The organism is Paenibacillus sp. UASWS1643 (assembly GCF_008693195.1).
In the GTDB taxonomy this organism is placed as follows: Bacteria; Bacillota; Bacilli; order Paenibacillales; family Paenibacillaceae; genus Paenibacillus; species Paenibacillus amylolyticus_B.
Map to the genome: position 1 here is coordinate 194,019 of NZ_VXKZ01000115.1, position 23,802 is coordinate 217,820.

The 23,802-nt window shown below is 48.4% G+C and carries 20 protein-coding genes; 17 read left to right on the forward strand and 3 right to left on the reverse strand.

Annotated features, from left to right (window positions below):
• Positions 1 to 6: 6 nt before the first annotated feature.
• From FE296_RS25535 to FE296_RS25580, 10 genes are all read left to right on the forward strand, one after another.
• The gene (locus tag FE296_RS25535; RefSeq protein WP_150366758.1) at positions 7 to 1,248 is read left to right on the forward strand and encodes a pyridoxal-phosphate-dependent aminotransferase family protein; all 1,242 of its coding nucleotides are present in this window, start codon (positions 7 to 9) and stop codon (positions 1,246 to 1,248) included.
• The gene (gene ggt / locus FE296_RS25540; RefSeq protein ID WP_124115183.1) at positions 1,242 to 2,837 is read left to right on the forward strand and encodes a gamma-glutamyltransferase; all 1,596 of its coding nucleotides are present in this window, start codon (positions 1,242 to 1,244) and stop codon (positions 2,835 to 2,837) included. The genes FE296_RS25535 and ggt overlap by 7 nt, the downstream gene beginning before the upstream one ends.
• Positions 2,838 to 2,932: 95 nt before the next feature.
• A complete protein-coding gene (locus FE296_RS25545; RefSeq protein WP_124115182.1) occupies positions 2,933 to 4,255 on the forward strand; it encodes a 5'-deoxyadenosine deaminase in 1,323 nt (440 codons plus the stop codon).
• Positions 4,256 to 4,297: 42 nt separating this feature from the next.
• Positions 4,298 to 4,678, forward strand: a complete 381-nt coding sequence (locus FE296_RS25550; RefSeq protein ID WP_150366759.1) for an XdhC family protein — start codon at positions 4,298 to 4,300, stop codon at positions 4,676 to 4,678.
• Entirely contained in the window at positions 4,608 to 5,567 is a 960-nt protein-coding gene (locus tag FE296_RS25555) for an XdhC family protein (protein ID WP_190945539.1), read from the forward strand. The genes FE296_RS25550 and FE296_RS25555 overlap by 71 nt, the downstream gene beginning before the upstream one ends.
• A complete protein-coding gene (locus FE296_RS25560) occupies positions 5,533 to 6,198 on the forward strand; it encodes a nucleotidyltransferase family protein (protein ID WP_150366761.1) in 666 nt (221 codons plus the stop codon). Before FE296_RS25555 ends, FE296_RS25560 begins: the two co-directional genes overlap by 35 nt.
• A gap of 272 nt (positions 6,199 to 6,470) precedes the next feature.
• On the forward strand, positions 6,471 to 7,385 hold the full coding sequence (locus FE296_RS25565; protein ID WP_190945541.1) for an FAD binding domain-containing protein: 915 nt from the start codon (positions 6,471 to 6,473) through the stop codon (positions 7,383 to 7,385).
• Positions 7,386 to 7,418: 33 nt separating this feature from the next.
• Positions 7,419 to 9,890, forward strand: coding sequence for a molybdopterin cofactor-binding domain-containing protein (locus tag FE296_RS25570; RefSeq protein ID WP_150366763.1), 2,472 nt, complete (start codon positions 7,419 to 7,421; stop codon positions 9,888 to 9,890).
• Positions 9,887 to 10,405, forward strand: coding sequence for a (2Fe-2S)-binding protein (locus FE296_RS25575; protein WP_150366764.1), 519 nt, complete (start codon positions 9,887 to 9,889; stop codon positions 10,403 to 10,405). The genes FE296_RS25570 and FE296_RS25575 overlap by 4 nt, the downstream gene beginning before the upstream one ends.
• A 365-nt stretch (positions 10,406 to 10,770) precedes the next feature.
• Entirely contained in the window at positions 10,771 to 13,350 is a 2,580-nt protein-coding gene (locus FE296_RS25580) for a glycosyl hydrolase (protein WP_150366765.1), read from the forward strand.
• 82 nt (positions 13,351 to 13,432) lie between these two features.
• Here the strand turns inward: FE296_RS25580 and FE296_RS25585 are convergent, their stop codons facing one another.
• Entirely contained in the window at positions 13,433 to 14,077 is a 645-nt protein-coding gene (locus FE296_RS25585) for a YczE/YyaS/YitT family protein (protein WP_124115175.1), read from the reverse strand.
• 123 nt (positions 14,078 to 14,200) lie between these two features.
• Between FE296_RS25585 and paiA the strand changes: the two genes are divergently transcribed.
• From paiA to FE296_RS25615, 6 genes are all read left to right on the forward strand, one after another.
• Positions 14,201 to 14,719, forward strand: coding sequence for a spermidine/spermine N(1)-acetyltransferase (paiA, locus tag FE296_RS25590; RefSeq protein WP_150366766.1), 519 nt, complete (start codon positions 14,201 to 14,203; stop codon positions 14,717 to 14,719).
• 688 nt (positions 14,720 to 15,407) lie between these two features.
• On the forward strand, positions 15,408 to 16,490 hold the full coding sequence (gene glpX / locus FE296_RS25595) for a class II fructose-bisphosphatase (protein WP_124115173.1): 1,083 nt from the start codon (positions 15,408 to 15,410) through the stop codon (positions 16,488 to 16,490).
• Positions 16,491 to 16,769: 279 nt separating this feature from the next.
• Positions 16,770 to 17,816, forward strand: coding sequence for a LacI family DNA-binding transcriptional regulator (locus tag FE296_RS25600; RefSeq protein WP_190945543.1), 1,047 nt, complete (start codon positions 16,770 to 16,772; stop codon positions 17,814 to 17,816).
• Between the two features lie 57 nt (positions 17,817 to 17,873).
• On the forward strand, positions 17,874 to 19,046 hold the full coding sequence (locus FE296_RS25605; protein ID WP_036613779.1) for a Gfo/Idh/MocA family protein: 1,173 nt from the start codon (positions 17,874 to 17,876) through the stop codon (positions 19,044 to 19,046).
• Positions 19,047 to 19,115: 69 nt separating this feature from the next.
• Positions 19,116 to 19,841, forward strand: a complete 726-nt coding sequence (locus tag FE296_RS25610; protein WP_076250357.1) for a ThuA domain-containing protein — start codon at positions 19,116 to 19,118, stop codon at positions 19,839 to 19,841.
• Between the two features lie 96 nt (positions 19,842 to 19,937).
• Positions 19,938 to 21,044 (forward strand): Gfo/Idh/MocA family protein, encoded by a 1,107-nt coding sequence (locus tag FE296_RS25615; protein WP_124115171.1) that lies wholly within the window; start codon positions 19,938 to 19,940, stop codon positions 21,042 to 21,044.
• A gap of 167 nt (positions 21,045 to 21,211) precedes the next feature.
• Here FE296_RS25615 and FE296_RS25620 read toward each other — a convergent pair whose 3' ends face one another.
• Both FE296_RS25620 and FE296_RS25625 read right to left on the reverse strand, forming a co-directional pair.
• Complete coding sequence (locus FE296_RS25620; protein ID WP_150366768.1) at positions 21,212 to 22,030, reverse strand: SPL family radical SAM protein; 819 nt, start codon at positions 22,028 to 22,030, stop codon at positions 21,212 to 21,214.
• Positions 22,027 to 22,611 carry a bifunctional transcriptional activator/DNA repair enzyme AdaA gene (locus FE296_RS25625; protein ID WP_150366769.1) on the reverse strand — a complete coding sequence of 195 codons (585 nt, stop codon included), beginning with the start codon at positions 22,609 to 22,611 and terminating at the stop codon, positions 22,027 to 22,029. Before FE296_RS25625 ends, FE296_RS25620 begins: the two co-directional genes overlap by 4 nt.
• A 189-nt stretch (positions 22,612 to 22,800) precedes the next feature.
• Between FE296_RS25625 and FE296_RS25630 the strand changes: the two genes are divergently transcribed.
• A complete protein-coding gene (locus FE296_RS25630) occupies positions 22,801 to 23,781 on the forward strand; it encodes a Gfo/Idh/MocA family protein (protein WP_124115168.1) in 981 nt (326 codons plus the stop codon).
• The last annotated feature ends 21 nt before the right edge of the window (positions 23,782 to 23,802 follow it).

Below are 23,802 nucleotides of genomic sequence, written 5' to 3' on the forward strand. Positions count from 1 at the left end.
ATGAAGATGTCCAGCTATAAAGAGTTATCTCCGTCCTTGCGGACCATTATGACCCCGGGCCCCGTTGAGGTTGATCCACGCGTACTTAGAGCATTATCCTTTCCGATCCTGGGGCAGTTTGACCCGGAGTTCACATCTTTGATGAACGAGACAATGGCAATGCTGCGAGAATTATATATGACAGATAACGAGTGGTGTTATCCAGTCGATGGCACATCGCGTTCAGGCATTGAAGCTGTGTTGGTCAGTCTGATTCAGCCCGGTGACAAAGTTCTCGTCCCGATCTACGGACGATTCGGACATCTGCTGGTTGAAATCTCGGAACGCTGTGGTGCCGAGGTTGTTTTTTTTGAAACGGAATGGGGAACGGTATTTGATCCGGAAGAAGTGATCAAGGCGATTCATGCCCATAAACCGAGTCTGGTTGCGATGGTTCACGGTGAGACTTCCACCGGTCAGATGCAGCCCCTTGCCGAGATTGGCAAAGCCTGTCGCGACCTTGATATTTTACTCGTTGTGGATGCTGTGGCTACCATTGGCGGGACGCCGGTGGAGACGGATGCCTGGCATCTGGATGCGGTAATGGGTGGTACACAGAAATGCCTGTCCGTTCCTTCAGGGATGGCACCTCTCACGTACAACAGTCGTGTGGAACAGAAACTGATGAGCCGCAAAACCGTTGAACGCGGACTGCGAGATGCAACCAGTGCACGGGCAGAAGGCCGCACGATTGCCAGCAATTATTTTGACCTGAGCCAATTGCAGGATTACTGGAGTTCGGCCAGGCTGAACCACCATACAGAAGCCACCTCCATGCTCTACGGTCTTCACGAAGGATTACGTATTCTGCTGCAAGAAGGATTGGAGGCCAGGTTCCAGAGACATCTGGTGAATGAACGTGCGTTGGTCGCTGGAATACAGGGAATGGGACTGCAACTGTACGGGGATAGGTCCAGTAAACTTCCGGTGGTCACCTGTATTACTATTCCGGAAGGGATTGATGGTGAGTCAGTGCGCAGCATGTTGCTGAACGATTTCAGCATTGAGATTGCCAGTTCATTTGGCCCGTTGAAAGGGCAAATCTGGCGGATCGGTACAATGGGATTCAGCTGCCAGCGCAAGAATGTACTTCATGTGCTGGGAGCGCTGGAAGCAGTTCTTCTCCGTCATCGTCACGTATTACCTGCCGGTGAAGCAGTGCAGGCGGCATTGGATGTGTATGTAGGGAAGGAGGGCGCTTTATGTTAAATCAGATGCCAATCTCCAGAGAGGTCATGGTTACTACTCCTCATTATCTGGCGAGTGCAGTGGGAAGCTCCATCCTCCAGCAGGGCGGGAATGCTTATGACGCTGCTGTTGCGGTCAGTGCAGCACTGGGCGTGGTATATCCGCATATGACCGGACTTGGCGGGGATGCCTTCTTCCTGATTCATGACGGAGCCAGTGGTGAGATTACCGCCTATAACGGAAGTGGCCGCTCAGCCGCAGGCATTCATGCGGAAACGTTCAAAGCGATGGGTATGAGTGCTATTCCTCAGCGCGGTGTACTTAGTGCTATCACGGTTCCGGGAATGGTCGATGCCTGGTGGGAAGTTTGGTCCCGGTACGGTAAGTTACCGTGGGAGCAACTGCTTGAACCTGCTGCGCAGTATGCAGAAAAAGGATGCCCTGTATCCCGGAATCTCCGACTGTGGATGGAAAGGGATGAAGATTTCATTATGGGGCATACACCGCTGCGAGCGGTATTTGCGCCTTTGGGTACACTTTTGCAGGAAGGTGAACTGCTGATTCAGCCTGATCTTGCTGCATCCATTCGTCTGATTCAGACGGGAGGACGAGATACTTTTTATACAGGTGAGCTTGCGGATCGTCTGACTTCGGCTATTCGTGAGGATGGGGGCATGCTTGCACCAGCGGACTTTGCAGGGCATCGTGGAGAGTGGGTGAAACCGGTCAGTACGGGGTATCGTGGCTATGAAGTTTATCAGATACCGCCCAACTCGCAGGGATTCTCGATGCTGATGATGTTAAATATGCTGGAGCATACGGATCTGTCCTCTGTAGCACGTACCTCACCGGAATTCTATCATCTGATGGCGGAAGTGGTGAAAAAGGCGTTTCGGGATCGTGACCGTTATCTGACAGACCCGGATTTCAGGGACATTCCGCTGGATCACTTGTTATCCAAGAGTTACGGAGACCAATTGTGGAATGAGATTCAGGCTGCTCCACCTGTGGCACAGCCTTTTTTGTCCAAAACGATAGGTCAGGACACGGCGTATGCAGCAGTTGTTGATAGCGAAGGCAATGCCGTTTCGTTCATTCAAAGCCTGTATTTTGACTTCGGTGCAGCGTATGTCCCAGGGGATACGGGGGTTATCATGCAGAATCGGGGGTCGTTTTTCTCCCTAGATCCGAGAGATGCCAACGTACTGGAACCGAACAAACGCTCATTCCATACCCTCATGCCGGGCCTTGTTACACGAGATGGCAAACCTTATATGCTCGTGGGTACACAGGGAGGAGAAGGCCAGCCGCAGACACAATTATCGGTGCTCACCGGAGTGCTTGATTACGGGCTCAACATTCAGGAAGCGATCAGCCTGCCGCGTTGGGTGTACGGACGTACCTGGGGCGAAGAAGGTGATACGATGCGTGTGGAGAACCGATATCATGATGACGTATGTGCAACCCTTGCCCAGTGGGGACATAACGTTGAAGCCAGAGCGCCATGGGATGGTATTATGGGACAGTCGCAAGGTATTGTCATTCGTGAGAACGGCATGATTAGTGGCGCAGCAGACCCTAGAGGCGATGGTATGGCTATTGGGTGGTAACAGACAGCGATCGGAAGGTTAATTTGTCATCGGAGTGCAAGTGTAAGTATGTATGAGTTGAACGATATAGACAGACACAGATAGGGGAGATTGGCATGGGGACGATCCTGCTGAAAGGCGCACAGCTTGTGACGATGAATGCAGAGGAAGAAGTGTTCATTGGAGATCTGTTGATCGAGGATAACAAAATCAAGGAGATTGCAACGCACATCGACGTGCAAGCTGACCAAATCATTGATGCTCGTGGCAAAGTGCTGTTGCCAGGTTTCATCCAGACGCATATTCATCTGTGTCAGACCTTGTTCCGTGGACGTGCGGACGATCTGGAACTGATGGATTGGCTCCGTCAACGTATCTGGCCGCTGGAAGCAGCGCATGATGAGGAGTCCGTGTATTATTCAGCAATGCTCGGATTGGGCGAATTGATCTCCAGCGGAACCACGACCATTCTGGATATGGAGACGGTACATCACACGGACTCTGCGTTTCAGGCGATGGCACAGAGCGGTATCCGGATCATTTCGGGCAAAGTGATGATGGATCATGGGGACGAGGTTCCGGAACCTCTGCGTGAGGATACAGCAACTTCGCTGCAACAGAGTGTGGATCTGTTGGAGAAATGGAACGGGTTTGGCGGAGGTCGCATTCAATATGCTTTCTGTCCACGCTTCGTTGTATCGTGTACCGAGGAGTTGCTGGTAGAGGTACGTGATCTGTCCAATAAATATCATGTCAAAGTCCACACCCATGCCTCCGAGAATCGCGGAGAGATCGAACTGGTAGAACACGAACGCGGAATGCGTAACATCGTATACCTCGATCATATCGGTCTGGCGACCCCAAGATTGGTGCTGGCCCACTGTGTATGGCTGAGTGAGGAAGAGAAGGAGATCATCCGCAAGCGCGGTGTCAAAGTCACTCACTGTCCTGGATCGAATATGAAGCTTTCCTCCGGAGTAGCAGATATTCCGGATCTGCTGAATCGTCAGATCGCGGTTGGGATCGGGGCTGATGGTGCGGCGTGTAACAACAATCTGGATATGTTTCAGGAGATGCGCCTCACAGCGCTGATGCAGAAGATTCCTCATGGCCCTACAGTGATGGATGCCCGGACTGTATTACGCATGGCTACCATGGGTGGTGCAGAGGTGCTTGGCTTGTCGAAGGAAATCGGCAGTCTCGAAGTGGGCAAAAAGGCAGATATGCTGCTGCTGGATCTGGATGATTTCCACACCTACCCTTCATATGAGACAGATGTCTATTCTCGCGTAGTCTATTCTGCAACACGTAGCTGTGTGGATACCGTTATTATCGATGGCAGCATTGTACTCAAGAATCGCAAGATTCAGACAATTGATCGTGGTATTGTGCTGCGTGAGTCGGATAAGAGCATTGCAAGATTGATGAAACGCATCTGATCGAAGGCAGTTTATGCGATTCCAGAAAGGATGGAGACCGATATGGAAATGCATGATCTGTGTGCAATTACAGCCCGTGAAACGCGCTGTGTGCTCGCAACAGCGATCAAGGTAGAGGGTCATGCTTACCGTAAGCAGGGAGTCTCTATGCTGTTGACCGAGGATGGCAAAATGTATGGCAGTATCAGTCCGGGATGTCTGGAGAGTGATCTTCAGGCCCGGGTGAGCCATGTGCTGGATACGAAGCAGATGGAATTCGCGGAATACGACATGCGTCCCGAGGATGATCTGTCCTGGGGTGAGACGATTGGCTGCGGCGGACTCGTTGTTGTGTTGCTTGAACCTGTGTGTGGTGAACTCCGATATACGTTGCAGAAGATGCAAGAGTGTTTTCACAGCGTTAACCCGTACGTTCCAAGATAATTACACAAGGGTTCAATATGGCTGGAGACGGATTGAACCAACGGGTACCCGGCGCCAGCCAATCTTGCGTCCTTCGCTCGTCCCATCTCATGATCGCTTGACGAACAATAATCCAGCTTCATTGCAGGTTGATGTACAACACAGCAGTGGTAATATCAAGCATGAACATACGGCATCAACACAACATTCTCCCGATATACCTCGCCTTACGCTTGTGTCTGAAATGATACCTGCTACGTCAAACGGATCTCACTCTTCCGATCTATCCGGTGATTCACAACATATCTCTGATGTTGATGCTAAAATAGCGACAAACAACACGGTTTCAACGAATCCCTGGGACCTTCCGCAACAACTCACTTCGCTGTACACGCCTAAACCTCGCCTGATTATCATCGGAGCCGGGAATGATGTTATTCCTGTTGCCAGACTCGCCCGGTCCGCAGGATTCCGTGTAGTGGTAGCCGATTGGCGAGAGTCCTTATGCACCTCGGAAAGGTTCCCTGAAGCTGAACTAGTATTGGGTTTCCCATGTGAGATCATGCCTCTGTTAAAGGTAACCAAAGGGGATTATTTGATATTGATGAGTCACAATTTCCCCCGCGAACGTGAACTGTTGGAGATGTTAGTGGACTGTGAGTATGCGTATCTTGGGATCATGGGTTCCAAAACACGAACAGCCCGTCTGCTGGATGGTTTAAAACCGTTGAAAAATGTGCATTCTCCCGTTGGTTTGAGCATCGGAGCAGACGGTCCCGAACAGATTGCCATCAGCATTGCAGCGGAATTGATCGCATGTAAACATAAGGTCTCTTACTTGAGTTCCGAGGTAGGGCAGAAGGGAAGCGTTGCACATGCGAATGACGGGCATCGTTCTGGCAGCAGGTAAGAGTTGTCGCCTTGGTCGGGATAAACTCTCGGTTGTCATGCCAGACGGGAGGTCACTGGCTGCTTGGTCACTGGAAGCTGCGCTGAATTCGGAGCTGGATCAAGTGATCTGTGTGGTCAAACCGGAGGATTCGTTGGCATGGCTGCCTGTAAAATGGATTGATTCTGCCACGTATGCCTACCATCCCACAGCGAGACTTCGAATTGTAGCCTGTGCTGACTATGTTTGCGGTATGGCCAACTCTCTTCATTCTGGCGTATTGTCGGCCATGGAGTACAAACCGGAGGGCATTCTCATGCTTTTGGGGGATCAGCCTTTATTACAAGCACAGGATATCAATCTAGTGACCACAGCACTGGCTACCCACAAGCTGAGTGACTATGTAGCAGCTACCGACGGAGAGGGTGGCAAACCGCCCGTTGCTTTTCGCTCCCATATGTTCGGTCCTCTGTTGTCTTTGCATGGAGATGAGGGGGCACGCAAGATTATGCGCAGCGCTAACTATTCAGGTGTACATGTACCTCTGTCTGAGACTAGTTTCTGGGATGCGGATACAGAACCGGAATTGGAACGTATTCTGAGTTATGTTTATGAATCGCAGCAGACAGACTATATAACAGGAGAAGATTAATGACTATGTATATTTTAATTACATGAACAGGTCAGCCAGGCAGTCTGGTTGGCCTGTTTGTCTTCTTTTCACGTGTGGTGAAAGAAACTTCATGTTAGCTTTTGATAGATCATAATGCATCAAGCACAAATGGAACACAGGTTTTATACATTTATCCAAAACGATGTGAAGGTAATTGACGTTGCTGCTGAACTCTCATATGATTTGAAGAATTATCTGGATCAGACGGTTGAATGTCCTGCCCATGGAAGAGAGAGAAAGGGGATGCGGCGATGGTAACACCGGCATACGGTTCTGGAGCATTGCCATCGGTATGGCAGCCTGAGAATCTGCAAGAACTGCAAACGTTAAGAAGTAGACTGAAGGGAATTTGTTGTTTCACGGCAGGCGGAACATTGCTGCGAACCCAGTGGGAGGGCGGCTTGGTTCCCGCGCCTGAACACATGATTAGCCTGGCTCGTATTCCTGAAATGAGTGGTATATCTACTCGTGGAGATGAGATCGTCATTGGCGCAATGACCCGATTAAAGGAATGTGCTTCAGATGCCTTATTGCATCAACTGCCTATCCTGCAAGAAGCGGTGAATGCAATTGCGGCTCCTTCCATTCGAAATGTGGCAACCATTGGTGGGAATATTGTATCCGGAGTAGGAGATACGTTGCCTGCTTTGCTTGTGTATGATGCGGAGCTGTATTGGTTGACTGACAATGGAATTGAGATCCGCAAAGTGTCATCCTGGCTTCGAGGTGGATGGGATGGAAGTCGGAATCCAGGTGATGTGTTGATTTCCATTCATATTCCGATGAGACCGTCATCTATGTTCGATGTGGCCGGTGAGCACAGACCTGCAGCACGAGAAGTTTCCTTTTACCGCAAGCTGGGTCGACGGGAGACGTTCAGTGCTTCGCTGGTGACTGTTGCGTTATACGGTGAGATTGATTTGGATAACCGCTGGACCAAGATTGCGATTGCGGCTGGTGGAGGCTCAGGCATGGCGATGCGACTTCTAGAGTCGGAACAACAGCTTCTTGGTAGCGAAGCTTCTGTCATGCAAGCGGCGACTCTCGCAACTGCTGTGGCTGATGAATTTACGACGTATGGCGATGCATTTGCAACGGAACATTATCGTAAGCAGACCGCAGGCAACATGCTGGGCGCCGGGCTATGGCAGGTACTTCACAAATAGATAAATGGGAGCAAATAAAGGGGGAGAGGGATTATGCTGCTGAATCGGAAACAGAGCGGGAAACGTTGGCACCTGAGGCCAGATGGGGCACCCAAAGTAACAGGCCAGCTTCAATATCTTACGGATATGACGCTACCTGATATGATTCATGGCAGAGTATTGCGAAGCGAATATCCTTATGCTCGCATAATGTCTGTAGATACTTCGGAAGCTGAGGCGTTGGAAGGTGTCTATGCGGTTTTGACCTCCAAAGATGTGCCTGGTCTGAATCGTTTTGGCATAGCGACCCCGGATCAGCCTGTGTTTTGCGAGGATATTGTACGTTATGTCGGTGACGCCATTGCAGCGGTTGCTGCGGACTCCCCGGAACGTGCGTCGCTTGCACTGGATGCGATCCGTGTAGTGTATGAGGAACTCACACCTCTGAATAGTACAGACGCTGCCTTGGCTCCAGACGCACCAGAGCTGCATGAGCATGGACCAGGTAATGTGCTGCATCGGACGGAAATCAAACGTGGAGATGCCGAGCAAGCTTTTGCGACTTGTGATCATATCGTAACAGAGACGTATTATACGCCTCGTCAGATGCATGCTTACATGGAGACAGAAGGTGGCCTGTTTGTCCCGGATGAAGAGGGAAGGCTGAATGTATACGCGGCAACGCAACATGGTTATAAAGACCGGATGCAGCTTGCGCGCATTATTGGCTGTCCTGAAGAAGACATTCGGGTGGTGTCTTCACCGATTGGTGGTTCATTTGGCGGAAAAGATGAACTAAATGTACAGCCTTATGGTGCACTAATGGCCTTGAAATGCGGACGTCCTGTGAAAATGCATAATTCTCGTAAAGAATCCGTACGTGCAGGGCTGAAACGCCACCCAATGAAGATTGAAATGCAAACTGGCATGAGTCGAGAAGGCATCATCCAGGCGCATCGTGTCCGCATTACAGCGGATACGGGAGCCTACGCCACACTTGGCGCACCGGTGCTGAACTTCTGTACCGAGCATTGCCTTGGACCATACGCCATTCCAAACGTGGATGTGGAAGGTGTGTCTGTGTATACGAATAACGGGCTGTCAGGTGAGTTTCGTGGATTTGGCGGGAACCAGGCGATTTTTGCCATGGAAGGCCAGATGGATCGGCTTGCAGCAATCTTGAACATGGACCCTTGGGAGTTCCGCAGGCGTAATATGAGGGAAAAAAATGATCCTGGACCACTGAATCAACGCATTCTTGTCACGGACGGACTGTTCCAAGTATGGGAGGCATTGGATCGCTCCGAACTGTGGCAAAAACATCAGAGTCCCCCCGCAGATCCTACTCTGCCGCCGTGGATCAAACGAGGTGTCGGAGCGGCCATCGCCATGCACGGTGCAGGGCTGGGTTATGGCATTCCAGATCCTGCAGGAGGCCGTCTGTCCCTGAATAACGAAGGCAAGATTGAGGTGGCGTTCAGCTACGAGGAATTTGGTCAGGGGCTCGTTGCAACGCTGGAAATTATGTTATGTGATCTATTCCAATGCAGTACATCGGATCTCAGTATCATCATTGGAGATACGGATCGTGTGCCACACAGCGGATCAAGCACAGCTTCACGTTCAACAACGATGGCATGGATGGCTCTTCAACGCTTGCAGACTCCATTTCGTTCCCGTGTTCTCGATGTCGCGTCTGAAATGTCCGGCGTTCCGGCAGATGAACTGGTGACAGGGCCTGGGGGAATATGGCGCAAAGGCCAGCTTCCTGCCGAAACTTCAGAAGTAGAAACAGATGTGCAAGGGACAGGAAAGAGTGAGAAGGAAGTAACATTGGCCCTGGAAGGCGTAAAACAAACGTCTGCTATAGGGAATGAAAGTGATCAAACTGCTGAAAGTTATTTAGGTTTATCTCAACACCTGGTGAAAGAGAGTGTTTCATCAGGCTTTGTGGTTTCGTATGCTGAACTCGCAACGCAGGGCGAAGCCGATGAATGGATTTTCGATACAAAGTTTGATTACCCAACTACGCCAGACAACGTGGTAGGCGGGCATTATTTGTATACGTATGCGGCGGTTGCGGCAGAGGTGGAAGTAAATACATTGACCGGAGAAACCAAGCTGCTGGATACGCGCCATGTTGTTGCGGCAGGTCCAGTTATCAACCCTATGGGCTATATCGGACAGATTGAAGGCGGGAGTGTCATGGCGCTTGGATTCACGTTGACCGAGGATGCGGTCATGCAGGACAGCCGTTATGTAACCACTAACCTCGACACGTATCTGATCCCAACCATTCAGGATATTCATACCAACCTGGAGGTTGAGGCTATTGAAGACTTACCAGAAGGTGATGCGTTTGGCCCTAGGGGGATCGGTGAGATTGGCTCCGTTGCGCTTGCGCCAGCCATAACAGCTGCAATTCATCAGGCAACAGGCGTATGGGTTAACCGTCTTCCTGTACCGAGGGAACAACTGGTCAGACCTTTAAATGTACCCTTGCAGGAAGGAGTGAGCCCGTCATGAGTAAACCACTTGAGAGTCACTGGACAGCCGTTGTGAACGGCGAACAGAAACATCTGGAGATCGCGCAAACGACCCGACTTGTCGATGTGCTACGGACTCATTTGCAACTAACTGGTACCAAAGTATCCTGCGAAGTCGGTCGATGCGGCGCATGTATGGTTCTGATGGATGGAGAGCCCGTGAACTCCTGTCTTGTCATGGCTTATCAATGTGAGGGAAGTGACATTATGACGATTGAAGGTCTGCAAGGGGATGAGAAAGGCACTCTGCATCCGATTCAACAGGCTTTTGTGGAGGAAGGTGGCTTCCAGTGCGGCTACTGCACTCCGGGCATGGTGATCTCAACCAAGGCATTACTGGATGCACATCCTGAGCCTTCTCAAGAACAGATTGAAAAGGGATTGTGCGGGAATCTGTGTCGTTGTACCGGCTACGGTGGCATTATTCGGGCGGTACGCAAGGCAGGGGAACGCTGTGTGGTAAAGGAAACGTCTGCCGAGGAAACCGTTAGTTGAGCCGGGACGCAGGACGTAGATATAAGCAAGGGCAATTGAAGAAACGTTCTTTGAAAAAGCATCTGATCCAGGAATGCTTTTTTTTGTTTTTATAGGTTTTCTGCCAAGTACATTCATCTAACGGAAGATGAAGTTTAGGCCCGAAGCTGGTTAGATAATGAATCGTTTTCGAATTGTCATCAGTATTGGTGAGACGATGGAGTAATGTTGTTCAAAGTACTGGTACAAAAGAATTTTAAACATTCTGATTCACCATATATTTACAAATATTGGTGTGCGTGCTATGGTTAAAATGAAAGCGCCATCATGAATGGGTTCATTGACATTTCATTATCATATTTCACTTGGGAAGGAAGATGGAATTGATGAAAAATTTGCTCAAAAAGGCAACCGCAATGATGCTGGCATTGGTCCTGCTGCTTGGATTAATGACAGCGCCCGTTCATGCAGACACACCATTGTTCACCATCGAAAGCGAAAATGCGCAGCTCACCCCGGATCTTCAAGTGGTTACTTCAATCTATGGACAACCCAAGCCCGGATTCTCAGGGGCCGGATTTGTCTGGATGCAGAACTCTGGCACATTAACCTTCACAGTTACTGTCCCGGAAACCGGCATGTACGCAATCTCCACACGATATATGCAGGAGCTCAGTGCAGATGGCAGGTCACAAAATTTAATCGTGAATGGTGTTACGAAAGGTGCGTACATGCTGCCTTACACGACAACATGGTCAGACTTCGATTTTGGCTTTCACAAGCTGAATCAGGGTGCCAACACGATTGAGCTGAAGGCTGGCTGGGGCTTCGCGTATTTTGATACTTTTACAGTGGATCATGCTGATCTGGATCCCCTGAATGTGCAGCCAGTTCTCACTGATCCTGAAGCTACCCCGGAAACTCAAATTTTGATGAATTATTTAACGGAGGTATACGGAAATAACATTATTTCTGGTCAGCAAGAGATCTACGGAGGAGGGAATGACGGAGATACAGAGCTTGAATTCGAGTGGATTCATGATTTGACCGGAAAGTATCCGGCTATCCGTGGCTTTGATTTGATGAACTATAATCCGTTGTATGGTTGGGAGGACGGCACAACCGATCGCATGATTGATTGGGTGAATAACCGTGAAGGTATTGCAACAGTTTCCTGGCATATCAATGTGCCTCGTAATTTCAATACGTATGAGCTTGGGGACTTTGTGGATTGGAAAGAAGCTACGTACAAGCCAACCGAAACGAATTTTAATACAGCAAATGCGGTAATTCCCGGTACGAAAGAGTATCAATACGTGATGATGACCATCGAGGATCTGGCCGAACAATTGCTGATTTTGCAAGATAACGATGTGCCAGTGCTTTTCCGTCCGTATCATGAAGCAGAAGGCAACGGCGGGCTGAACGGGGAAGGTGCATGGTTCTGGTGGGCTTCGGCAGGCGCAGAAGTGTACAAAGAGCTATGGGATCTGCTTTATACCGAATTGACCGAGACCTATGGCTTGCACAATCTGATCTGGACCTACAACAGCTACGTATACAGCACTTCTCCTGCCTGGTATCCGGGCGATGATCAGGTAGATCTTGTCGGATATGATAAATACAATACGATCTACAACCGTTATGACGGTTTGTCCGGCGTACCGAATGAGGATGCAATTACCTCGATTTTCTATAAGCTTGTTGAGTTGACAAACGGTACGAAAATGGTAGCCATGACGGAGAACGACACGATTCCAAGCGTGAAAAATCTGACCGAGGAGAAATCAGGATGGCTGTACTTCTGTCCTTGGTATGGCGAGCATCTGATGAGTTCTGCTTTTAATTACCCGGCAACATTGAAAACGCTTTATCAAAGTGATTATGTGATTACGTTGGATGAGCTGCCAAATCTAAAGGTTAACAATCCCAACCCCAGTGCATCCATCACACCTGGAAACGTTGAATTTGACAAATACACACCCAATCAAAGCGATAAAACCGTAACCGTGAATGCAAACGGCAATACGCTAACTGCTCTCCGGGCAGGCAACAATGCGTTGACCGCAACGACAGACTATACCTTGAACGGAAGCACATTGCTGCTGAAAAAAGCTTATCTGGCAACCCTGCCAGTTGGTGAGCATTCGATTGTTCTGGATTTTAATCAAGGCCAGGACCCTGTGTTAAAAGTCAAAATTGTGGATTCAACACCGGGTACAAATGCTGTGATTTCTCCTGTGAATGCAACATTTGATAAAGCGACAAATCCCGCACAGGATATTTCCGTATCTCTCACCTTAAACGGCCGTCAGCTCACAAGCATCATGAAGGGGAATGCTACGCTTGTAGCGGGTCAGAATTATACAGCATCCAGCTCTGCTGTTGTTCTGAACAAATCCTATCTTGCCACGCTTCCGCTGGGCCAGAACATATTGAGCTTTCACTTCAATGGAGGAAATGACGCTGTGCTAACGGTGAACGTCGTAGATAGCACCGTTACTGTGCCAGCAGGGGATTTGACGATTCAAGCTTTTAACGGCAATACAAGTGCATCCACCAACGGAATTTCACCCAAATTCAAATTGGTCAACTCAGGCAATTCGGCTATTCCGTTAAGTGATGTAAAACTCAGGTATTACTATACAATTGACGGGGAGGAAGCTCAGAGTTTCTGGTCCGACTGGGCCAGTATGGGCAGTGCAAATGTAACGAGCCAATTCGTTAAACTGGCGACTCCAGTTGCCGGAGCGGATCATTATCTTGAAGTGGGCTTTACAAGTGCAGCGGGATCACTGAATGCGGGCCAGAGCGCAGAGGTTCAAGCACGCTTTTCCAAAAACAATTGGACGAATTACACACAGACTAATGATTACTCGTTCAAGGCAACCGATAGTCAGTTCGCAAACCATGATAAGGTCACCGGGTATGTGAACGGTCAGTTGGTATGGGGAATTGAGCCGTAAAGGTAGGTAGCAAGTTTAATGGGCTGGATCAGGGGTTTAACCTCTGATTCAGCCTTTTTATGGTGTAGAAGGTGTACACCGATTAGACGGAATGTTCTTTATCACTTCTAGTATGTGACGATGTATCCATGTCTGTTAATATGCGATCTATTATCTTTTTCGTATGGCCCATAATGAACTGAAGAAGTACACCTGCACAACATACGGTTATCAACGTTCCAAGCCCGATCGGTCCACTGAGCAGAAACGCCAGAATTAAAAATACAAGGTAAATGAATGTTCTCGATACAAATAAGGGAGTTCGAGTGATTTCATGCAAGATTAATGTTAAGCGGTCAATCGGAATGGGTGCAAAATTGGTCTGTAAATAAATTGCCGTGCCGATACTTATGATCACTAAACCAATGACAAAAGTCATTAATTTGCTGTACCAAACTCCGGGTGTGATCAAGGAATCAGATACATAAAGCCAGATATCAATCCCGACACCAGTAATGAATGCGGTGACGAGACCCAAAAACTCGGGTTTTTGCTGCTTCAAAAGCGAATTACATCCAATTAATAGGAAAGCAATGATGACCTCCCAGCTTCCTACGCTTAACCCTAAATGATGTGACAGCCCTACCAGAAGTGCATCAAACGGTGAGGTACCCAATTCAGATTGGATGGTAAGGGAAATGCCAAGTGTTAAGATGAGAATACCTGCGACAAAAAGTACATATTTCAAATTCATTCAACCTCTTTTTTGATATTATGTTGCAAATACAACAAAATTGAGCTAAATTCAATGTAACCCTTTTTTAGTGCATTTGCAACAAACGATTAACTTGTTAAAGGAATGAGAATATAGATGACGATTCGTATAGAGAGATGTACCATTGAACATGTATGTGAACTGCAGGAGATTAGTTATGAGACGTTTAATGAAACGTTTAAAGCGCAAAATTCACCCGAAAATATGAAAGCTTATCTGGAAAAGGCGTTTAATCGGGAGCAATTGGAAACGGAACTGTCCATGGCGGATTCGCAATTTCTTTTTATTTATGTCAACAATCAAGTTGCTGGGTACATGAAGGTGAATATCAATGATGCGCAGTCTGAGAAGATGGGCTTGGAATCCCTCGAGATCGAGCGGGTGTACATCAAAAAAGAGTTCCAAAAACATGGTCTTGGTAAAGTGCTGCTCCATAAAGCCATAGAGATGGCAAAAGAACATCACAAAACGAATATTTGGTTGGGTGTGTGGGAGAAAAATGAAAATGCTATCGCCTTTTATGAAAAGATGGGGTTTGTACAGACAGGAGCTCATGCTTTTTACATGGGTGATGAGGAACAAATTGATTTGATAATGACCAAAACGCTACTGTAACTGGATCATCGAGGGAAAAGCTTGGGAGAAAAATGCTATTGAGCAGAATTCTTTCGGGCTTTTTATGTTTTGCCAGAACCGTTGAATCATAAAAATGAAGAAATTGACGAGAGAAATTACATAACTAATATTATGTAAACTTATTATTTTCAATGACCTTCATAAGCTGCATCTATGGCTTTAGCAAAAGTTCAAGTCCTGATTAATACATAATGGCAGTAGAATTTAGCTCAAAAATCGTTAAGGGAGCCGATTGACCTCAAGGACAATCATTACAGTTTATTAGTTTATTTCGACGTTTGGACAGTCAGCCGAAAATCGTTTTCGTTTGTAGTCTGTTAGATAAGGTTAAGTCTTAATAATCAGAATATAAGTTGTACATACCTCATGTTAAAAGAAATTTTTGCGGATGAAACGTGCGTGTAATTCACTCTATTGAAGCATTTGGTTTTTTGTTTGTTAAATGGAAAATGAAATTAATAATTCAAGTGAGGAATCAGGTGGATTGTACTCTTAAAACCAGCCGAAAAAGGAGCAGAATCAATCAAAATATTAATTGGATAAATAAGGGATAAATCGTTTAGAAGGCGCTGCTACGCCGATTACAGATCAATTTCATATGGATTTGCGATGGATTTAGTACCGCTTTCACGTTATGCTTTTGGAAATTGGAAAGGAAGTGGGAAAAATGGAACGCGAACTGGCGTTGGAAATTGTCAGAGTAACAGAATTGGCTGCGTTAGCTTCAGCACCCTGGATGGGACGAGGCGACAAGAACAGTGCAGATGAAGCGGCTACTTTGGCCATGCGCGCCATGTTCGATTCCGTGTCCATTCGCGGCACGGTGGTAATCGGTGAAGGAGAAATGGATGAAGCCCCCATGTTGTACATCGGCGAGGAAGTGGGCAACGCTGAGGGGCCTGAGGTTGACGTGGCTGTAGACCCGCTCGAAGGTACAGAAATCGTAGCCAAAGGACTAAACAACGCTCTATCGGTTATTGCAGTGGCGGGAAAAGGTAACCTGCTCCACGCGCCGGACATGTATATGGAGAAACTTGCGGTAGGGCCTGCGCTTGTAGGCAAGGTCAGCATTGAAGACCCGGTAGAAGTCACATTGGAGAAAGCCGCTGCCGCATTGAACAAAAACATCTCGGACCTTACTGTGATGATTCTGGATCGCGTACGACATGAGAGCACAATCAAGACGCTACGCAAGGTTGGCGTGAGAATTAAGTTCCTCAGTGACGGTGATGTTGCGGGTGCAATGGCACCCGCCTTCCCGGAGGCAGGCATTGATCTGTATGTCGGATCTGGAGGAGCGCCAGAAGGTGTGTTGGCAGCCGCAGCGTTATCTTGCCTTGGGGGCGAGATTCAAGGCCGCTTGATGCCTGCCAACGCCGACGAATTCCAGCGTTGTCTGCAGATGGGGATTGATAATCCATACAAAGTGTTAACGATGCAGGATATGATCGGTACAGAGGACGTCATTTTTGCCGCAACGGGTGTGACGCCAGGTGAGATCTTGGGAGGGGTACGGTATCTTGCGGATGATCGCGCCGAGACGGATTCGATTGTCATGCGTGCCAAAACCAAAACAATTCGGTTTATTCGTTCCCAACACTTCTTACCTAACAAAGAAGTGCTGCACAAAGTAAGACAGCTCCAATCCACGCCAGAACCATCGGACCGCATTCCGAATCTTGTGAAAACGATGGAGCAGGCTGAGTTTAGTCAATCCTCCGTTGATCATGGCGTTACAACCACGTTGTGAGCTGGACTCTCCATAATTGAACAAATAGGATCAACTGAAATCGTTGTATTGAGGTTGATAAGTAACTTGAACCCCTAAGATTACAGGTGCTTGAATCATTGAAAGTACCATCTCTGGTAAGATAATAATGAGGGCTTGGATTAATCCACAGCCCTCATTATTTTTTGTGTTAAAAGCATTGACAACGGTTACATGGCATGAGAAAATGTACGCGCGTACATAAATATTTATTTTTAACCATTATATGATTTAATGATGAGCTAGAAAGGGTTGAAATTCATGGCATCTCGTAAAGAAGTGGCTGATCTTGCGGGTGTTTCCGAGGCAACGGTCTCCCGGGTGCTTAATGGGGTAGGTCCTATTAAAGAAGAGACACGCCGCAAGGTTCTTGAAGCTTCCGAACAGTTAGGCTATGTGCCCAGCGCTCTTGCTCGCAGTTTTGCCAGAAGTAAAAGCGGGAACCTTGGCGTGGTATTACCTTATGTTCCGAAGGCGCATCTGTTCTCGGCGTATTTTTTCTCGGAAATGCTGAGTGGGATTGGAAGCAAAGCCAGAGACAATAACATGGACCTGTTGGTTATGTTCCGGACACCTGGTGAAGTAATGAATTATACGGATCTGTTCCGGCGTCAGAAAGTGGACGCTTGCATTATCCTAGGTGCCAGAGACGATCATGAAGAACTGGCGGCCATGCAGCAGCTTCACCAGGAAGGACACCCATTCTGTGTCATGAATCAGCATTTTGAGGGCCAATCATTCACGGAAGTGGATGCGGATCATGTGGAAGGAAGCAGGCTTGCCATACGTCATCTTACGGATCAGGGATATCGCAAAGTCGCTTTTCTCAATGGTCCGGACAGCTACTCCAACAGCCAGGAGCGAATGAAAGGTGTCCGTCTTGGCCTGCAAGAAGCAGGTATGGAGCTGGACCCGAGTCTATTGCTTGAGGGGAATTATAGTAGACGAAGTGGCATTGAGGCGGCAGCGATTGTAGCAGATCGCCTACATGAGATTGATGCTGTATTTGCGGCCAATGACCGGATGGCCATTGGGGTCATGCATGGTTTGCGTGAGCGGGGAATAGGGCCTGCGGATTTCCCGGCATTTGTGGGTTATGACGACTCCGATGCCGCCGAGATGGCGGTTCCGCCGCTGAGCAGCGTAAGGGTTCCATTTTTTGAAATGGGTGAACTTGCAGCATCGAAGCTTATGCATGGGTCTGTGGGTGACACACATCAAGCGAATAACTCTGTTGTAGCGGTAACCGAATCAGCGAGAGCGTTGTTGCCTACCGAACTGATCATCCGTGCTTCGTCTATCCGTTAATAGTTTATTGGTACACATATTGAAAGACTTTTTATTATTCCAAAGGAGGAAATGACCATGTCAAATCGTCTTCGTGTCGGAATGGTTGGATACAAGTTTATGGGGAAGGCCCACAGTAATGCCTATCGCAGTCTGCCGATGTTTTTCCCGTCTGCTCCGCTGCAGCCTGAGATGTCTGTGATCTGTGGACGTAACGAGCAGGGAGTGCAGGAGGCAGCAAATCAGTTCGGCTGGTCCGAAAGTGTAACGGATTGGCGCGAACTGGTGAAGCGGGATGATATCGATCTGATTGATATTAACGCGCCAAGTGATGCCCATAAGGAAATTGCGTTGGAAGCAGCTCGTCAGGGCAAACATCTGTTTTGTGAAAAACCATTGGCCCTGTCACTTGCGGATTCGCGTGAGATGCTTCAGGCAGCAGAGGATGCTGGAGTCGCACATATGGTCGGGTTCAACTACCGTTTCTCACCAGCGGTGCAATTAGCGAAGGATCTGGTGGAGAGCGGACGACTGGGTAAGATCTATCATTTCCGTGCTTTTTTCTTGCAGGACTGGATCATGGACCCTTCGTTCCCGCTGGTATGGCGTTTGCAAAAAGAAGTGGCTGGCTCTGGTTCCCATGGGGATCTGGGCGCGCACTTAATCGATCTGGCTCGTTTCCTTGTTGGTGAATTCCAGGAAGTCATCGGCATGAGCGAAACATTCATCAAAGAAAGACCACTTGCAGCAGAGATGACCGGGCTGAGTGCAAAGGGCAGTTCGAATGCGGATGCACCGAAAGGAGAAGTGACCGTCGACGACGCTACGTTGTTCCTGGCACGATTCGCAGGAGGGGCGCTGGGCAGCTTCGAGGCTACACGTTTTGCAGCGGGGCATCGGAGTACAAACTCGTTTGAGATTAACGGCAGTCTCGGCAGTGTACGATTTGATTTTGAACGGATGAATGAACTGGAAGTGTATTTTACAAAGGATGAAGAGGACGTACAGGGATTCCGCCGTGTACTGGCAACCGATCCGGCACATAAATATGCTGAAGCCTGGTGGCCTGCCGGACATACGATTGGATTCGAGCACACGTTCACCCATGAAATGCTGGAGCTAGTAACAGCAATCTCTGAAGGACGCCAACCATCACCGAGTTTCCACGATGGGGTCGCTTGTCAGGCTGTACTGGAAGCGGTAGAACGTTCGGTAACAGAACGGCGCTGGGTGACGCTTGAAGAGATGTGAGCAAGTAAGACAGTGACGTCAGAAATAGGATAGAACACACAAAACTAGGCGAAAGCGAGTGAATAAACGATGAGTAAAGCACTGATTGTATGGGGCGGCTGGGATGGACATGAACCGGAGCAGGTAGCAGCGATTTTTGAACGTATTTTGAAGGAAGAGCAGTTTGAGGTTGAAGTCTCGAATACGTTGGAGTCTTATGCGGATGCAGAGAAGCTGATGGGTCTGGATCTGATCGTGCCATTGTGGACGATGGGACAGATTGAGCAGGAATTGGTCAATAACGTATCAGCGGCTGTTCAGAGCGGTGTGGGCTTGGCTGGTCTTCATGGCGGGATGTGTGATGCCTTCCGAAATAACGTAGACTGGCAGTTTATGACGGGTGGACAATGGGTTGCTCATCCAGGTAACGATGGTGTGGAGTATATGGTTAACATGAAGCGTGGCTCTAGCCCGTTATTGGATCATATTGAAGATTTTCAGGTGAAAAGTGAACAGTACTACCTGCACGTAGACCCGGCAGTGGAAGTGCTGGCAACAACTCGTTTCCCAGTGGTGACTGGTCCGCATGCGGCGAATGGACCGGTGGATATGCCTGTTGTCTGGACGAAACGCTGGGGCGCAGGACGGGTATTCTACAACTCACTGGGACACCATGCAGACATTGTTGACATGAAACCCGTGACTGAAATGATGCGCAGCGGATTCAAATGGACAGCAGCAGGCAAAGAGCTTGCCAAGAGTCGAGTAAGTGCATCAACCGAAGTGTACACAGGTATGGCGGACAACCAGAACTAATGAGATTGTAGTTTGATTGCAAACGTAACTTCAGTGTTAACCATTCATCCTCAATGGATAAACCATTTCTGATCCACGGCGAAGGGAGCCCCAGGTATGAAAACAATGAAAGTAGGCATTATTGGCTGCGGTAAAATCAGCGGTATTTATATGGAAAACTGTCACCGATTCGAGGTGCTGGAACTTGTTGCTGTTGCGGATCTCGACCGGAAACGTGCCGAGGAGCAGGCAGCAGCCTATAACGTGCCTAACGTATACAGCGTCGACGAAATTTTGGCTGATCCCGAGATTGAGCTGATCATCAACCTGACGATTCCTTCCGTTCATGCGGATGTATGCTTGCGGGCACTCGAATCAGGCAAGCATGTCTATGTGGAGAAACCGCTCGCAGTTACCCGTGAGGAAGGTCAGGCTGTACTCGAAACAGCGAAGCGTAAAGGACTGCTCGTAGGCTGCGCACCAGAGACGTTCTTTGGATCAGGCATCCAGACTTCACTTCAATTGGTGGAGGAAGGAGTGATCGGCAAGCCAGTGGCGGCGACCGCATTTATGATGAGCCGTGGTCATGAGCATTGGCACCCAGATCCGGAGTTTTATTACGCGTCAGGCGGTGGGCCAATGTTCGACATGGGTCCGTACTACCTCACGGCATTGGTTCAACTGATGGGGCCGATCAAGTCCATTGCGGGCATGACAGGTAAAGCCATGGAAGAACGCACGATTACGAGTGAGAAAAAGAGAGGCCAAACGGTTCCCGTTGAAATTCCAACACACGTTACCGGTCTGTTACAGTTTGAACAGGGAGCCATTGGCACACTGATTACAAGTTTTGACGTATTTGGCGGAAGTGCATTGCCACCGATTGAGATATATGGCACACACGGTACATTGCAGGTACCTGACCCCAACACCTTCGGCGGTCCCGTTCGTTACCGCTTGCTAGGTGAACATGAATGGACGGAAGTTCCGCTTCTCCCAGGATATCAGGAAAATACACGCGGCATCGGTGTGGCAGATATGGCCTATGCAGCCCAAAGTGGACGTGCACACCGTGCGAGCGGGGAACTGGCATACCACGTACTTGAGGCCATGTGGGCATTCCATGATTCATCAGATGAGCAGACGTTTTACCAGATGAAAAGCTCGTGTCAGCGCCCGGCTGCATTGCCGGTGGATCTGCCATTGTATACATTGGATAAATAAGATAGCCATTAAGGCTTATGTCATAATGATTAGCCCCTTTTCCTTCAAACAAGGAAAGGGGCTATTTTTAATTAAATCAAAAAAACTGGAGATAACAGCGATCGGAAGGTTGTTCGGTCATTGGAGTGTCCAGTGTAAATATTCTTTAATTCAACTTATATAGCCATTTAGGGCTCAAATCCCGCCTGACTAATCCAAATCTCATCCTCGGCAAAAACGTTTTTCATCCGCTGAACAACAGTCTGATACGCATCTGGATGATACCAGTGCTCCATCCCCACTTCTTGATAGAGCGACTCCATACCGAGGCGACGGGTGCGCTTGCCCTCACTGCCATCGCCCATGAAATAATCGTCAATGCATACACGCTGAACCAGAGGTCTCAAGATTGCTGCAAACTGTTCACTGCTGGGTAATACGGGAGCAATCGCAACCTGTGTCGGTATTCCGGCATCCCGCAACTGTTCCAGTGCACGTATTCGGCCTGCAATTGGGGGAGCGGAAGGACTGAAATGCTTGCGCATATCGTCCAGATCCGTCTCCACCGTCATGCTGACCCGGACCCGGTCACCTAACTGCTGTAGCAGATCTATATCCCGGGTAACGAGTGGACTGCGGGTTTGGACCAATACAAAATCGGGCGGATGCTTTACCATCGTTTCAAGCAATGAACGCGTGATACACTCCTTGTATTCGGCGGGTTGATACGGGTCGGTACTGGAGGACATGAACAGAGTGACCTTCCCTTTCTGTAAGGCACGCTGCAATTCTTTGGCGAACACTCGAGAAGCCTCCTGTTTCACATCCACCCAGCTCCCCCAATCTTCTTTGCGAAATAAGGAGACAGGCATCTGTCTGACATAACAATAGGAACAACCGAAGGCGCAGCCTGTGTAAGGATTCAGCGTATGTGTATATCCATTAAGGAACCCTGTCCCCTTATTGAGTAACGTTTTGGGTACTTTGTAAGTAAGATTTGTCTTCATAAGTTCTCATGCCTTTCGCGGTAGTGTGCAGGTGTGAGACCTGTGTGTTTGCGAAATACAGTGATGAAATAAGCTGAGTTAGGTATACCGACATGGCGGCCAATATCGGTGACGGTAAGTCCGGTATGTTCAAGCAACTTCCGGGCTTCGGTAATTCGTTTATCCTGAATATATTGAACCGGTGTGCGGCCTGTAATCCGCTTGAACACACGATGCAGGTGATAAGGACTGCCATGACTTACTGTGGCAAGGACATCCAAGGTTAGAGGTTCGGCGTAATGATGTTCGATGTAATTAGTGATCCCGTATATCCACTCCTGATCAGGTACACGCTCGCCTGTTGGTTTACAACGTTTGCAGGGTCTGAACTTTCGTGCCAATGCTTCTTCAACATGTTGAAATATCAGCACATTTTCAGCTTTGGGTGCTCTGGACTTACAGGAAGGTCGGCAGAAAATGCCCGTTGTTTGCACACCGTAAAAGAACGTTCCATCATAAGAATTATCGTTGTTGATGATGGCATGCCAGTATTTTTCATCTATAGATTCGGGCAGTATGCGATCTTGATCTGGACTTTCCATGGTGATCACCTCATCTCTAATTATACCCCTGATTCCAAGGGATTGACGAAGTTTCAACTTAAAAAGCAAGATATCAATATCTGGGATAAAGTACCTTCCTTCAATCTGAACGAAATATGAGCTACAATATATAGGATGGAAGTGGTTTATATCTCAAATGAAATTTATAGATGAAAGAGGTAGGTAAGCATGGTTCGTTTTGGAGTAGTGGGTACCAACTGGATTACAGAAAGGCTTCTTGAAGCCGCAGCACAGGTTGAAGGTTTCAAATTAACCGCCGTGTATTCAAGAACTGAAGATAAGGCTAACGCATTTGCAGATAAATATGATGTTGAACACCGTTTCACCGATCTGGAAGAGTTGGCGGCAAGTGATGTGATTGATGCAGTCTACATTGCAACACCGAATACGGTTCATGCAGAGCAGGCTGAGCTTTTTCTGAGAAACGGTAAACATGTATTGTGCGAGAAACCTCTGGCTGCAAATAGCGCCGAAGTTCGGAGCATAATCGATACAGCACGAGAACACGAGGTTCTGCTCATGGAAGCGATGAAATCGACCCTTGTTCCCCAGTTCAAAATGGTGCAGAAGAGCCTGCATAAAATCGGTCCTGTCCGCAAATATGTAGCAGGATACTCTCAGTATTCTTCGCGTTATGACAAGTACAAAGAGGGGATTGTCCTGAACGCGTTCAAGCCTGAACTCGCTAATGGGGCGTTAATGGATCTCGGTGTGTATTGTCTCTACCCATTGATTACGTTGTTCGGTGCACCTAACCGGGTTCAATCCCAAGCGATGATGCTGGAATCTGGCGTGGATGGACAAGGCAGTGTGCTGCTGGATTATGATGGGATGGATGCGGTTGTTACATACTCCAAAATCTCCAACTCTCATGTGCCAAGCGAAATTATGGGGGAGCTGGGCAGCATCATCATTGACAAGATTGGCTCACCGGAACATGCAGAGATACGTTACAATGACGGTACAGTGGAGCAGCTCACAGTCGAACAAAACCATCCGGCGATGTATTATGAAGTGGAGGAGTTCGTGAATCTGGTTCAGGAAGGCAAAAAGGAGTCTGACATGAACACGTATGAACGTTCTTATGTTACGATGCAGGTCATGGATCAGATTCGGAAGCAGATTGGGCTTGTGTTCCCTAACGATTGATTCAAAAACAGGAAAGGTAGC